This is a genomic window from Cellulosimicrobium sp. XJ-DQ-B-000 (assembly GCF_031119065.1).
GTDB classification, from domain to species: Bacteria; Actinomycetota; Actinomycetes; order Actinomycetales; family Cellulomonadaceae; genus Cellulosimicrobium; species Cellulosimicrobium funkei.
Genome location: NZ_JAVHYN010000003.1, coordinates 357,856 through 370,574 on the forward strand (window position 1 = coordinate 357,856; position 12,719 = coordinate 370,574).

The 12,719-nt window shown below is 73.6% G+C and carries 13 protein-coding genes; 7 read left to right on the plus strand and 6 right to left on the minus strand.

Annotated features, from left to right (window positions below):
- Positions 1-33: 33 nt before the first annotated feature.
- Positions 34-627, minus strand: a complete 594-nt coding sequence (locus RDI86_RS07745; protein ID WP_043658508.1) for a DUF3043 domain-containing protein — start codon at positions 625-627, stop codon at positions 34-36.
- A gap of 74 nt (positions 628-701) precedes the next feature.
- Here RDI86_RS07745 and RDI86_RS07750 point away from each other — a divergent pair, with 74 nt between their 5' ends.
- Complete coding sequence (locus RDI86_RS07750) at positions 702-2,111, plus strand: dipeptidase (protein WP_374990524.1); 1,410 nt, start codon at positions 702-704, stop codon at positions 2,109-2,111.
- Positions 2,112-2,184: 73 nt separating this feature from the next.
- On the opposite strand, the gene RDI86_RS07755 is transcribed toward RDI86_RS07750, so the two are convergent.
- Positions 2,185-2,715, minus strand: a complete 531-nt coding sequence (locus tag RDI86_RS07755) for a thioesterase family protein (protein ID WP_034652193.1) — start codon at positions 2,713-2,715, stop codon at positions 2,185-2,187.
- Positions 2,716-2,808: 93 nt separating this feature from the next.
- On the opposite strand from RDI86_RS07755, the gene RDI86_RS07760 reads away from it, so the two are divergent.
- On the plus strand, positions 2,809-3,174 hold the full coding sequence (locus tag RDI86_RS07760) for a DUF3817 domain-containing protein (protein WP_308821076.1): 366 nt from the start codon (positions 2,809-2,811) through the stop codon (positions 3,172-3,174).
- A 45-nt stretch (positions 3,175-3,219) separates the two neighbouring features.
- On the opposite strand, the gene RDI86_RS07765 is transcribed toward RDI86_RS07760, so the two are convergent.
- Both RDI86_RS07765 and nadA read right to left on the minus strand, forming a co-directional pair.
- Complete coding sequence (locus RDI86_RS07765; RefSeq protein WP_308821077.1) at positions 3,220-3,819, minus strand: DJ-1/PfpI family protein; 600 nt, start codon at positions 3,817-3,819, stop codon at positions 3,220-3,222.
- Between the two features lie 56 nt (positions 3,820-3,875).
- A complete protein-coding gene (nadA, locus tag RDI86_RS07770) occupies positions 3,876-5,084 on the minus strand; it encodes a quinolinate synthase NadA (protein WP_076405421.1) in 1,209 nt (402 codons plus the stop codon).
- 138 nt (positions 5,085-5,222) lie between these two features.
- On the opposite strand from nadA, the gene RDI86_RS07775 reads away from it, so the two are divergent.
- Both RDI86_RS07775 and erpA read left to right on the plus strand, forming a co-directional pair.
- On the plus strand, positions 5,223-6,428 hold the full coding sequence (locus RDI86_RS07775) for a glycerate kinase (RefSeq protein WP_308821078.1): 1,206 nt from the start codon (positions 5,223-5,225) through the stop codon (positions 6,426-6,428).
- Positions 6,429-6,654: 226 nt separating this feature from the next.
- Positions 6,655-7,005 (plus strand): iron-sulfur cluster insertion protein ErpA, encoded by a 351-nt coding sequence (gene erpA / locus RDI86_RS07780; protein ID WP_043658948.1) that lies wholly within the window; start codon positions 6,655-6,657, stop codon positions 7,003-7,005.
- Positions 7,006-7,120: 115 nt separating this feature from the next.
- On the opposite strand, the gene RDI86_RS07785 is transcribed toward erpA, so the two are convergent.
- Both RDI86_RS07785 and RDI86_RS07790 read right to left on the minus strand, forming a co-directional pair.
- Positions 7,121-7,417, minus strand: coding sequence for a sulfurtransferase TusA family protein (locus tag RDI86_RS07785; RefSeq protein WP_308200521.1), 297 nt, complete (start codon positions 7,415-7,417; stop codon positions 7,121-7,123).
- Positions 7,414-8,559, minus strand: coding sequence for an aminotransferase class V-fold PLP-dependent enzyme (locus RDI86_RS07790; protein ID WP_251176214.1), 1,146 nt, complete (start codon positions 8,557-8,559; stop codon positions 7,414-7,416). Before RDI86_RS07790 ends, RDI86_RS07785 begins: the two co-directional genes overlap by 4 nt.
- A gap of 401 nt (positions 8,560-8,960) precedes the next feature.
- On the opposite strand from RDI86_RS07790, the gene coxB reads away from it, so the two are divergent.
- Genes coxB through RDI86_RS07805 form a run of 3 tightly spaced genes read left to right on the plus strand, consistent with a single transcriptional unit; the run spans position 8,961 to position 12,099 of the window.
- Positions 8,961-9,881, plus strand: coding sequence for a cytochrome c oxidase subunit II (coxB, locus tag RDI86_RS07795; RefSeq protein ID WP_021482035.1), 921 nt, complete (start codon positions 8,961-8,963; stop codon positions 9,879-9,881).
- Positions 9,881-11,704: a cytochrome c oxidase subunit I gene (gene ctaD, locus RDI86_RS07800; RefSeq protein ID WP_021482036.1), complete on the plus strand. Its 1,824-nt coding sequence runs from the start codon at positions 9,881-9,883 to the stop codon at positions 11,702-11,704. The genes coxB and ctaD overlap by 1 nt, the downstream gene beginning before the upstream one ends.
- Positions 11,701-12,099: a cytochrome c oxidase subunit 4 gene (locus RDI86_RS07805; protein WP_168944427.1), complete on the plus strand. Its 399-nt coding sequence runs from the start codon at positions 11,701-11,703 to the stop codon at positions 12,097-12,099. The genes ctaD and RDI86_RS07805 overlap by 4 nt, the downstream gene beginning before the upstream one ends.
- The last annotated feature ends 620 nt before the right edge of the window (positions 12,100-12,719 follow it).

The window sequence follows — 12,719 nt, forward strand, 5'->3', positions numbered from 1 at the left end:
GGGCCCGGCCGCTCGCGGGGCCGGGCGCCGTCGTCACTCGGGGTAGACGCCGTGCTTCTTGTGCGTCGGCTTGGGCAGGCGCGCGCGGCGGAGCTGGAACGCGCGCATGACCGCGTACATAACCGTGCCCTTGGGGATGTCGCCGAACTTCGCGAGGAGGCGCTTGCGCAGGCGCCGCCACATGATGAACCCGTCGACGACGGTGAGCAGCACGATGACGTACAACGTCATGACCGTGAGGAACGCGAGCTCCTGGTTCCGCGCCGTGAGGAACGAGAACACGATGAAGACGAGGGCGACGGGCAGGAAGAACTCGCCGAGGTTCCAGCGGGCGTCGACGTACTCGCGCACGTAGCGCTTGACCGGGCCCTTGTCGCGCGGCGGCAGGTAGCGCTCGTCGCCGGTCTGCATGGCCTGGTACTGACGGTCGCGCATCTCGCGCTGCTTCTCCCGCGCGGACTTCGCGGCGGCGCGGCGGTCGTTCGGCACGAGGGGGCGCTTGTTCGCGGCCTCGGAGACCTTGCGCTTGGGGGTCGGGCGGCCCTTGCCGGCGCGCTCGATCTCGGCCGCCTCCTCGACGGGGTCGGGGGCGGCGGGGGTCGCGGCGGCCTTGTTGCGGGAGAACACCCCTCCAGGGTAGTCGAGCCGACGGGGTGCCCGGACGCGGGTCCGGGGCCGCACGGTGTCGTACCGTGCTGGTCGTGACGAACTCACCCGAACCCACCGCCCCCGTGCCCGGCACCGCCCTCGCGACCACGCTCCGCGAGACCGTCGCCCGGCTCTTCCCGGCGCTGCGCGCCGACCTGGAGTCGCTCGTGCGCGTGCCGAGCGTCTCGAACGCCGCGTTCGACCAGGCGCACGTCGCCGCCAGCGCTGACGCCGTGGCCGCGCTCCTGCGCGACGCCGGACTGCCCGAGGTCCAGGTGCTGCGCGCCCGGGCCGAGGACGGCAGCGAAGGCGCGCCCGCCGTCGTCGCGCGCCGCCCGGCGCCCGACGGCGCCCCGACCGTCCTGCTGTACGCGCACCACGACGTCCAGCCCCCGGGCGACGCCGGCACGTGGGAGACCGACCCGTTCGAGCCGACCGAGCGCGACGGCCGCCTCTACGGCCGCGGCGCGGCCGACGACAAGGCGGGCGTCGTGGCCCACCTCGGCGCCCTGCGTGCCCTCCTGGAGGTCGGCGACCTCCCCGTCGGGGTGACGGTGTTCGTCGAGGGCGAGGAGGAGATCGGCTCGCCGACGTTCCTGCCGTTCCTCACGCAGCACCGCGACCTGCTCGCGGCCGACGTCATCGTCGTCGCCGACTCCTCGAACTGGAAGATCGGCGTGCCCGCGCTCACGACGTCGCTGCGCGGGCTCGTGGACTGCGAGGTCGAGGTCGCGGTGCTCGACCACGCGGTGCACTCGGGCATGTTCGGCGGCCCCGTGCTCGACGCCGTGACGCTGCTCGCGCGGCTGATCGCGACCCTGCACGACGACGCGGGCAACGTCGCCGTGCCCGGGCTCGCCACCGCGGACGAGCCGACCGTGGACTACGCCGAGGCCGACTTCCGCGCCGACTCCTCGCTCCTCGACGGCACCGTCCTCGCAGGGGAGGGCAGCATCGCCGGGCGGCTGTGGACCAAGCCGGCGATCGCCGTGATCGGGCTCGACGCGCCGAGCGTCGCGCACGCGTCGAACACCCTCACGCCCCGCGCGACCGCGAAGCTCTCGGTGCGGCTCGTGCCCGGCCAGGACCCGGCGGCCGCGATGGCGGCGCTGCGCACGCACCTCGAGGCGCACGCGCCGTTCGGCGCGCGCGTGACCGTGCGCGACGGCGAGCAGGGCAAGCCGTTCCTCGCCCCGGCGGACTCCGAGGCGATGCGGGCCGCGCGGTGGGCGTTCGCGACGTCGTGGGGCACGGACCCCGTCGACATCGGCATCGGCGGGTCGATCCCGTTCATCGCCGACCTGCTCGAGGTCTTCCCCGACGCGGCGATCCTCGTCACGGGCGTCGAGGACCCGGACTCGCGCGCGCACGGCGCGAACGAGTCGGTCCACCTCGGCGAGCTGGAGAAGGTCGTGCTCGCCGAGGCGCTCCTGCTCGCCCGGCTCGGCGGCGCGGTCGCCTGACCCGCGACCGCCCGGTCCGCACGCGGCGGCGCTCCCCGGTCGGCCGGGGAGCGCCGCCGTGCGGCGTCAGGCGTCAGGCGCGGTGGGCGACGTCGACCGCCCGGGCCCACCGCGCGACGTCGTCCGGGAGCTCGGGGGAGGTGACGTCGCCGCCCAGGAGCCCGACGACGTCGGGCGCGGCGATCCGGTCGCCGGACCCGCGCGCGAGGAAGCGCCCGGCGACGAGCCCGCGCGCGCAGAGGTCACCGCGGCGTGTGAACACCTGCTCGAGGTACACGACGCGCTCGTCCCACCCGAGCACGCGCGTCGTGATCTCGAAGCGGTCCCCGAGCTGCAGGGAGCGGCGGTACTTCATGGTCGACGCCGCGACGACGGGGTACCAGCCCTTGTCCTTGAGCAGGGGGAACCCGCCGAGGTCGGCGATGAAGTTGCTGCGCGCGACGTCCATCATCTGGAGATACACGCCGTTGTTCACGTGCAGGTAGAAGTCGAGGTCGCCCGGGCGCACGCGCATGCGCGTGACGGACGGCTCGAGGACGCCGCGGCCCGGCACGGCCTTGCGCGGCATCGTGCTGGCGACGAGGAGCTGGATCTGGCGGGTCACCGGGGCAGGCTACTACCCCGCACCAGCGGTATCGGGTATCTGTCGTCGACGGCGAGCGATCCCCCTCCAGGTCGGTGTGCGAGGATGCGCGCCGTGACGACGACGAGCCCCGCCCCTCGCCCCACCGCCACCGCCGCCACCGGGTCGCCCGCACCGCACCCGTGGCAGGTCCGCGCGTTCCGCGCGGTCGCGATCGCCGAGGCGTTCTCCTGGGCCGGCCTGCTTGTGGGCATGTACCTCAAGTGGGTCGCCGGGACGACCGAGCGCGGCGTGGAGATCTTCGGGCCCGTCCACGGGGCGCTCGTGCTCGTGTACGTCGCGCTCGCCGTGCTCGTCGCCGTGCGCGTCCGCTGGTCGCTCTGGACGACCTTCCTCGCGCTCGCCGCGACGGTCCCGCCGTTCTGCACCGTCCTCTTCGACGTCTGGGCGCACCGCACCGGCCGCTACGCGCGCCGCTGACCGCTCGGGTCGGCTGACCCCAGGCTCGCCGACCGCTCGGTCCGATCAGACCGGCGGGTCGGGGTCGTACTGGATCCCGCGCCGTACGGCGCGTGCGACGTCGGCGCTCTCCAGGCGCGCGACGAGGTGCAGCGCCATGTCGATCCCCGCGGACACCCCGGCGGAGGTGACCACGTCGCCGTCGTCGACGTAGCGCGCCTCCGTGTCGACCACGACGCTCGGGTCGATCCGCGCGAGCTCGTCGTAGTGCGCCCAGTGCGTCGTCGCGGGCCGGCCCCCGAGCAGCCCCGCCGCGGCGAGGACGAGCGAGCCCGTGCAGACGCTCGCGATCACCGGGGTCCGCGCCCGCATCGCGCGCCGCCACTCGAGGTGCGCGCGGTCGGCGAGCAGCGGGCGCGTCCCGCGGCCACCCGGGTACACGAGCAGGTGGAGGGGGCCGACGTCGTCCGCCGAGCGGTCGGGGAGCAGGCGGAGGCCCTTCGCGAGCCGCACGCCGCCGCCGTCCCACGAGAACGTCGACACCTGGGGCTTGAGCGCGGAGTGCTCGGCCCAGGCCGACAGCACCTCGAACGGCCCGGCGACGTCGAGCTCCTCGGCCTCGTCGAAGACGAAGATGCCGACGTTCGTCCCGTTGCCCGTTCCCATGGCCACCTCCGCGCGCCCTCGCGTCCCGAGGGCCTCGACCGCTCCTGCCCGCGCGCCTAGAGGCCGGGCAGGGCGAGCATCTGGTCGAGCGCGACGCGCGCCCAGTGCGCGTCGTCGGCGTCCACGACGATCCGGTTCACCACGCGACCGGCGACGAGCGACTCCATCGCCCACACGAGGTGCGGCAGGTCGATCCGGTTCATCGTCGAGCAGAAGCACACCGTCGAGTCGAGGTAGTGCACCTGCTTGTCCGGGTGCGCCCGCGCGACGCGGCGCACGAGGTTGAGCTCGGTCCCGATCGCCCACGCCGAGCCCGGCTCGGCGGCGTCGAGCATCTTGATGATGTACTCCGTCGACCCGACGAAGTCCGCCGCCGTGACGACCTCGTGCTTGCACTCGGGGTGCACCAGCACGTTGACGTCCGGGACGGCCGCACGGACGTCCTCGACGTTCTTCGCCGAGAACCGCCCGTGGACCGAGCAGTGCCCGCGCCACAGGATCATGCGCGCGTCGCGCAGCTCGGCGTCGGTGAGACCGCCGTTCGGCTTGCGCGGGTCGAACACGACGCAGTCGTCGAGCGACATCGCGAGCTTCAGCACCGCGGTGTTGCGGCCCAGGTGCTGGTCGGGGAGGAACAGGACCTTGCCGGTGCCGTCCACGCCGCCCACCTGGTCGAACGCCCAGCGCAGCGCGACCTCTGCGTTCGACGACGTGCACACCGTGCCGCCGTGGCGCCCCGTGAAGGCCTTGATCGCGGCCGAGGAGTTCATGTAGGTCACGGGGATCGTCGAGTCGGCGATGCCGACCTCCTGCAGCACGTCCCACGCGTCCTCGACCTGGTCGATGGCGGCCATGTCCGCCATCGAGCAACCCGCTGCGAGGTCCGGCAGCACGACCTGCTGCGCGTCGGACGTGAGGATGTCCGCGCTCTCGGCCATGAAGTGCACGCCGCAGAAGAGGATGAACTCCGCCTCGGGGCGGGCGGCCGCCTCGCGCGCGAGCTTGAAGGAGTCGCCCGTGACGTCGGCGAAGTCGATGACCTCGTCGCGCTGGTAGTGGTGGCCCAGGACGAACGCCCGCTCGCCCAGCGCGGCGCGCGCGACCCGGGCGCGCTCGACGAGGTCGGGGTCGCTCGGCGCGGGCAGGTCGCCCACGCACTCGACGCCCCGCTCGGACGCGAGGTCCCGGCCCTGCCCCAGCAGGAGCAGGGCGGACGGGTTGGGCTCGACGAAACCGCCCGGGCGTGCGGTGCTCGGACCGCCCACGGACGACAACAAGGTGCTCCCGGTGCTCACGGGACCATCGTCGCACAGCGCCGCGGAGACGGAGAGGGTCCTCTCACCGCGGATCGGCGCGCCCGGGCACGACCCGCCGGGCCGCGCCCGGGCTGGCACAATCCGGGCATGCGCGTGCTGCTCACCGGGTCCGCCGTCCCGCCCCCGCCCGACGGCGCGTGGCCGGGCCGCGACGTCGTGCCGGCTGCCGCCGGACCGAGCCTCGCCGACGTCGCCTCGTGGTGGTCCGCGCACGGCGCCGTGGACACCGTGCCCCTCGCGGCCTCGGGGCCCGCGTTCCTCGACGCCCTCGCTCCCGTCGCGCCCGAGGTCCTCGCGGGCGTCGTGCCGGGCCCGGGCGGCGCGGAGGTCCCGGTCGCCGTCCGACGGCGCGCGTCCTCGCCGCACGAGGGTGTGCAGGCCCGGACCGTCGTCGTCGACGCGTCCCAGGTCCCGGCCACCGGGGAGGCCGTCGTCGTCGATGCCGACGGGACGCCGACGACGGTGCCCGCCCGCTCGTCGACCGCCGTCGGGCACCTGCTCGCGCTCGCGGTCGACGCCGCTCGGGCGGGGTCGGATCCCGGCCGGGTCGTCCTCGCGACCGGGGGCAGCACGAGCCACGACGCGGGCCTCGGGGCGCTCCTCGCGCTCGCGGGCGAGCCGTCGGCGTCCGAGGTGGCGCCCGCCCGGCTGGCGGACGTCGTGCGCGCCGCGCGCGCCGCGCTGGGCGGCACGCACCTCGTGGCGGCCGTCGCGTCCGACGTCCCGCTCCTCGGTCTGCACGGCGCGAGCGCGACCCTCGACGCGCGCGGTGTCGACCCGCTGGTGGCCCAGCACCTCGAGCGCGCGCTCGGCGCGGTCGCGCACGACGTCGCCGCCGCCGTCGACCGCGCGGACGCGGCCGGGCCGGGGGAGCACGGGACCGTCGGGCGCGACCTGCTCGCGGGCGCGACGGCGGGCCGCCGCCTCGCCGTGCTGCCGGGGGCGGGCAGCGGGGGAGGGCTGGGCTTCGCCGTCGCGGCGCTGGGCGGCAGGCTCGTGCCCGCGCTCCGGGTCGTGGCGGACGACGTCGGGCTCGACGCGCGGCTCGCGGACGCGGACGTCGTCGTGGTGCTCGCGGACGAGCTCGGCGCGCACGAGCTCGGCGAGGGGACCGTCCGCGAGGTGGCCGGCCGGGCGGCGCGGCACGCGCTCCCGGTGGTGGTCGTCGCGCGTGCGGTCGTCGCGGGCCGTCGCGAGCAGGCGGCCGCGGGGCTCAGCGGCGCGTACGCGTGGGGCGACGGCGACCCGCGCGACCTCGTGGAGCGCGTCGCGCGCACGTGGTCGCGCGGCTGAGGCGCGCGTCGGCCGAGGCCGACGGCGCCACCCGCGCGGCTCCTCCGTCGTCGTCCTCGCACCCCGTGCGGCGAGGCCCGTTCGACCTTCGTGCCGCGCGGGGTCGTAGACTCGGGAACACCACCGGCACGAGTGGTGTTGAGGACCTGACGGGATCTCTCTCTCGAGAGATCCGAGAAGCCGGCCACCACCGGGGCAGCACTGCCCCCGACAGCGCGGAGACGAGATGAGCGAGACCACCGACATTGCCACGCACGGCGTCAACCTGACCGACGAGGCCGCGGACAAGGTCCGCACGCTCCTCGAGCAGGAGGGTCGTGACGATCTGCGCCTGCGCGTCGCGGTGCAGCCCGGCGGCTGCTCCGGCCTGATCTACCAGCTCTACTTCGACGAGCGCGTGCTCGACGGCGACGCGCTGCGCGACTACGACGGCGTCGAGGTCGTGGTCGACAAGATGAGCGTCCCCTACCTCGAGGGCGCGACGATCGACTTCGCCGACACGATCGAGAAGCAGGGCTTCACGATCGACAACCCCAACGCGGGCAGCGCCTGCGCCTGCGGCGGCTCCTTCAGCTGAGCCGTCCGGCGTGCCGCGCGCACGCCACCGGACCGCACGAGCCCGGTCACCCGTCCGCGGGTGGCCGGGCTCGCGTCGTCCGCGGGTCGTGCCGCCCTGCCGCGCCCGCGGCGGGTCAGCCGCCGATCTCGACGGTGATCGCCCAGGCCTCGGCGTCCCCCTGACCGGGGAGCCGTTCCTCGCCCACGACCGCGTGCCCGCGCATCCGCGCCCACGCGGGGACGTCGAGGCGCGCGGCCGGGTCGGTCGACCACACGGTGAGCCGGGCGCCGGGTGCGAGGGCGCGCGCTGCCGCCGCGAGCCGGATCACGGGGAGCGGGCAGCGCAGCCCGCGCGCGTCGACCACGTCGCCGGACGCGCCCGCGTCGCCGGACGTGCCGGACGACGCCGCGGGCGGGGGAGCGCCGGTCACAGGCCCTGCACCCCCAGCGCCGCGCGCACGCGGGCGACGGCGTCCGGCAGTGCGGCGAGCAGCCGCTCGACGTCGTCCTCCGTCGTCGAGCGGTCCAGGGCGACGCGCACGTTGCCGTGCGTGAGCACGCCCATCGCCGCGAGGACGTGCGAGGGCTCGAGCGAGCTCGACGTGCACGCCGACCCGGAGCCGACGGCGATGCCCTCGCGGTCCAGGTCGGTGAGCAGCGCCTCGCCGTCCACGTAGAGGAAGGAGAAGGTCGCGACGTGGGGGAGCCGGTCGACCGGGTCGCCGACCACCTCGACGTCGGGGATCTGCGCGACCCGCGCCCGCACGCGGTCGACGAGCGCCCGGCGCTGCGCGTCCTGCGCCTCCCGGTCGGCCAGCACCGCCTGCAGCGACACTGCGGCGGCGAACGCCGCCGGGACGGACACCCCGCCGGGGGCCCACGGGTCCGCGTCCTCCGGGAACGGGCTGCGCCGTCGGACGCGGGAACGCACCGCGAGGACACCGACGCCGGGCCCGCCGCCCCAGTCCGCCGGGTCGGCGGCGAGCGCGTCCCAGGTCTCGGGGACGACGTCGTGCCCGAGCGTGGCCCCCGCGTCCACGAGCAGCGGGACCCCCGCCCCCCGCGCCGCCTCGTGCACGGCCGCGACCGGCTGCCGCGTCCCCACCTCGCCGTTGGCGGCCTGGAGCGCGGCGAGCGCCACGCCCGGGCGGCCGACGGCGTCGGTCATCTCCGCGGCGTCGACGCGGCCGGACCTGTCCACCCCGACGACCTCCCGCTCCAGGCCACCGTGCTCGGCGGCGTGCAGGACGGCGGCACGCTCGACGGCGCCGACGACGACCCGTCGCCCCGCGCGGTGACGCGCACCGGCGAGCGCGGCGACGGCCGTGTGGAGGGACGCGGTGTGGTTCGCGGTGAAGACGACCTCCTCCGTGCGCGCGCCCAGCGCGGCGGCGACGGCTTCGCGGGCGCCGTCGAGCAGGGCCGCGGCACGCCTGCCCTCGGCGTGGAGGCGTCGGGGGTCGGCCCAGCCGTCGTCGAGCGCGCGGTCGAAGGCCTCGCGCGCGAGCGGGTGCCAGGGGGCGCGCCCCCCGTTGTCGAGAAGGACCCGGCGATCGGGGGTGGTGTGTGTCACATGGCCTCCAGGGCGCGGGCGGGGCCGTCGCGGAGCGGGGGACGGCCGGGCTGAGACGGCCCGAGCGGGCGCAGGGCGCCGGTCGAGGTCCGGCGCACGGCGTCGGATCGTTGCGCTCGCGCGCCCCGCGACGAGGTGCCTCCGGGAGTCCGAAGGTCCCACCGGCACGCTACCGTGCTGCCCGGTGGGCCGACGGTGTGGCAAGGATCTGACAGACTCGGGACGGGTGTGCCGAACCCACCCCTGACCGGCCACGACGTGTGCCGCATCTCGCCCGTCCGCAGCGCGTTCCGGGCCACGAAGGGCGGAATCCCGCGCTAGGCTTCGTGTGTCGAGGACGAAGGTCCTGTGCTGGGCTCGTAAAGACGGGCACGGGCAGGACGTGACGTGAAAGGCCCCCCTTGCACTCGCAACCCCCTAGCCGCACACGGCGCACCATCCTGCGGGCGACGGCCCTCGCCGTCGCCGTCGCCGCGGTGGCGTCCGGCTGCGCCACCGACACCGTCCAGCGCGGGTTCCTGCCCGGTTACGAGGACGGGGAGGTGACCAACCAGACCGCCCGGATCACGTCGCTGTGGACCGGCTCCTGGATCGCGGCCCTCATCGTCGGCGTGATCACGTGGGGCCTGATGCTGTGGTGCGTCGCCGCGTACCGCAAGCGCAAGGACGACCACCAGCTCCCCGTGCAGACGCGCTACCACCTGCCGCTCGAGATCATGTACACGGCCGTGCCGATCCTCATGGTCCTCGTCCTCTTCTTCTACACGGACCGCGACATGAGCGCGATCGTGGACAAGGACGTCGAGTCCGACCTCACGGTCCAGGTCATCGGCAAGCAGTGGAGCTGGGACTTCAACTACGTGGACGACGACGTCTACGAGACGGGCCAGCACCTGGCGGACGTCGGCGACACCATGACCGACGACGCGACGATCGACGGTGCCCCGGGCACGGCGGCGGCGCTGCCGACGCTCTACCTGCCCGTCGGTGAGTCGGTGCGGTTCGAGCTGCAGTCGCGCGACGTCATCCACTCCTTCTGGATCCCCGCGTTCCTCTACAAGCTCGACATGATCCCGCACCGGACGAACGAGTTCGTGGTCACCCCGGAGCGCGAGGGCGTCTACGCCGGCAAGTGCGCCGAGCTCTGCGGCGAGCACCACTCCGGCATGCTGTTCAACGTCGAGGTCGTCGACCGCGCGGAGTACGACGCGCAGATGGAGGCGCTCCGCGAGAAGGGCCAGGAGGGTCAGATCCCGGTGGAGGGCTTCAGCCGTCTCCAGGACCCGAACCCTGTCACCGCTACCACGGAGGGTGAGAACTGATGGTCGCGCAGGCCGAAGTCATCCCCGGTCTCGCGCCGCGGCGTCAGACCCTCGGGCGGACCGTGATCAAGTGGGTCACGTCCACCGACCACAAGACGATCGGGTACATGTACCTGATCACGTCGTTCATCTTCTTCTGCATCGGCGGCCTCATGGCCCTCGTGATCCGTGCGGAGCTCTTCGAGCCCGGCATCCAGATCGTGCAGAGCAAGGAGCAGTACAACCAGCTCTTCACGATGCACGGCACGATCATGCTGCTGCTGTTCGCGACCCCGCTCTTCGCCGGGTTCGCGAACGTGATCATGCCGCTGCAGATCGGTGCGCCGGACGTCGCGTTCCCGCGACTGAACATGTTCGCGTACTGGCTCTACCTCTTCGGCGGTCTCATCGCCTCGGCCGGCTTCTTCACGCCGCAGGGCGCCGCCTCGTTCGGGTGGTTCGCGTACGCGCCGTTGTCGAACACGACGTTCAGTCCAGGGCTCGGGGGAGACCTCTGGGTGTTCGGGCTCGCGCTCGCCGGCTTCGGCACGATCCTCGGTGCGGTCAACTTCATCACGACGATCATCACGATGCGCGCGCCCGGCATGACGATGTTCCGCATGCCGATCTTCACGTGGAACACGCTCATCACGAGCCTCCTCGTGCTCATGGCGTTCCCGCCCCTGGCCGCCGCGCTCTTCGCGCTCGGCGCCGACCGGCGCCTCGGTGCCCAGATCTTCAACCCCGAGAACGGCGGCGCCATCCTGTGGCAGCACCTGTTCTGGTTCTTCGGGCACCCTGAGGTCTACATCATCGCGCTGCCGTTCTTCGGCATCGTGTCCGAGATCTTCCCGGTGTTCGCCCGCAAGCCGATCTTCGGCTACAAGGGCCTCGTCTACGCGACGATCGCGATCGCGGCGCTGTCCGTCACCGTGTGGGCCCACCACATGTACGTGACCGGCGCGGTCCTCCTGCCGTTCTTCGCCTTCATGACGATGCTCATCGCCGTGCCGACCGGCGTGAAGTTCTTCAACTGGATCGGGACCCTCTGGCGAGGGAAGCTGACGTTCGAGACACCGATGCTGTGGTCGATCGGGTTCCTCGTGACCTTCCTCTTCGGCGGTCTCACGGGCGTCATCCTGTCCAGCCCGGCGCTCGACTTCCACCTGTCCGACTCGTACTTCGTGGTGGCGCACTTCCACTACGTCGTGTTCGGCACCGTGGTGTTCGCGATGTTCGCCGGCTTCTACTTCTGGTGGCCCAAGTTCACCGGGCGCATGCTCAACGAGCGCCTCGGCAAGGTCCACTTCTGGCTGCTCTTCATCGGCTTCCACATGACGTTCCTCATCCAGCACTGGCTGGGCGTCGAGGGCATGCCGCGCCGCTACGCGGACTACGCGCCCTCCGACGGCTTCACGTGGGAGAACCAGGTCTCGACGGTCGGAGCGTTCATCCTCGCCGCGTCGACGCTGCCGTTCCTCTGGAACGTCTACACGACCTGGCGCAACGCGCCCAAGGTCCAGGTCGACGACCCGTGGGGCTACGGCCGCTCGCTCGAGTGGGCCACGTCCTGCCCGCCGCCGCGGCACAACTTCACGTCGCTGCCGCGCATCCGCTCCGAGTCGCCCGCGTTCGACCTGCACCACCCCGAGGTCGCCGCGATGGACCACGCGGAGCCGAACCCCAACGTCCTGGAGAAGGTCTACGGGGAGGCCGACCGCCGCGGTGAGAAGAGCGTCGCGCTCGACCGCCTCGGCGACAAGCAGGCAGGCAGCGACTCGACGTCGACGATCATCATCGACGAGCCGCGCACGGGTGACACGGACGAGGAGGCCGGCAAGTGAAGGTCGAGTACAAGCTGTTCATCTTCCTGACCCCCTTCTTCGCGCTCATCGGCGTGGTGTACGGGCTCTGGAGTGGCTGGGAGCCCGTCGGCAGCGCCGCGCTCCTCCTGACCGCGGGCCTCTCGGGCATGATCGGCGCCTACCTGGCCCTCACCGCCAAGCGGATCGACGCGCGGCCCGAGGACGACCCGGACGGCCTCATCGAGCAGGGTGCCGGCGACCAGGGCGTGTACGCCCCGTGGAGCTGGTGGCCGCTCGCGATCGCAGGCTCGGCGGCGATCGTCTTCCTCGGCCTCGCGGTCGGCTGGTGGCTTGTCTACGTGGGTATCGCGCTCAGCGCGATCGCCCTCGTCGGCTGGGTCTTCGAGTTCTCCCGCGGCCAGCACGCGCACTGACGCACCGCTTCCGGACGGCCCGATCCCCTCACGGGGGTCGGGCCGTCCTGCTGTCTGCGCGGGGGCGTAGGGCGTTCGTTGCTGCGGGGACACGTCCGAGTGCCGGAGCCGCTCTCTGTGGCGCTCTGACGGCGTTCTAGCGTCCCAGGCCGGAATGGGGCGCCAACGCCTGGGCGGGAGCGCCCCCGTTCGGGCGGGAGCGGACACGGCAGGGCAGGGCTGCAGGTTCGCAGGGCGGCCTCACGTCGAGCGGGGAAGCCGTCACGACGACGGCGGCCCGGACGCGCCCCGGCTCGCTCGCTGAACGGCTGTGGCGTCTTCGTCCAGTGGTCCAGCGCGGGACGGTGCGTGGTCGCGGTGCGGGGCAGTGTGAGGGGCGGTGTGTGGGGCAGGCGACGGAGCGCGCCGGAACGTCGTGACGGCCGGAGACGCTGCCGGCGACGCCCCCCGGGGCCGACGCCACGACGCGGCACCTATGGGCGACCGCGGACTGACCGGGTCGTGGCCCTGGGCGGCCGCCGAGAACGAGGTTGGTCCCGCTATCCACCGGATAGCGGGACCAACCTCGTTGTGGTGGGGGAGCGGGGTCGTGCTCGCCGACCGGGTGTCGTGCGGCGGGG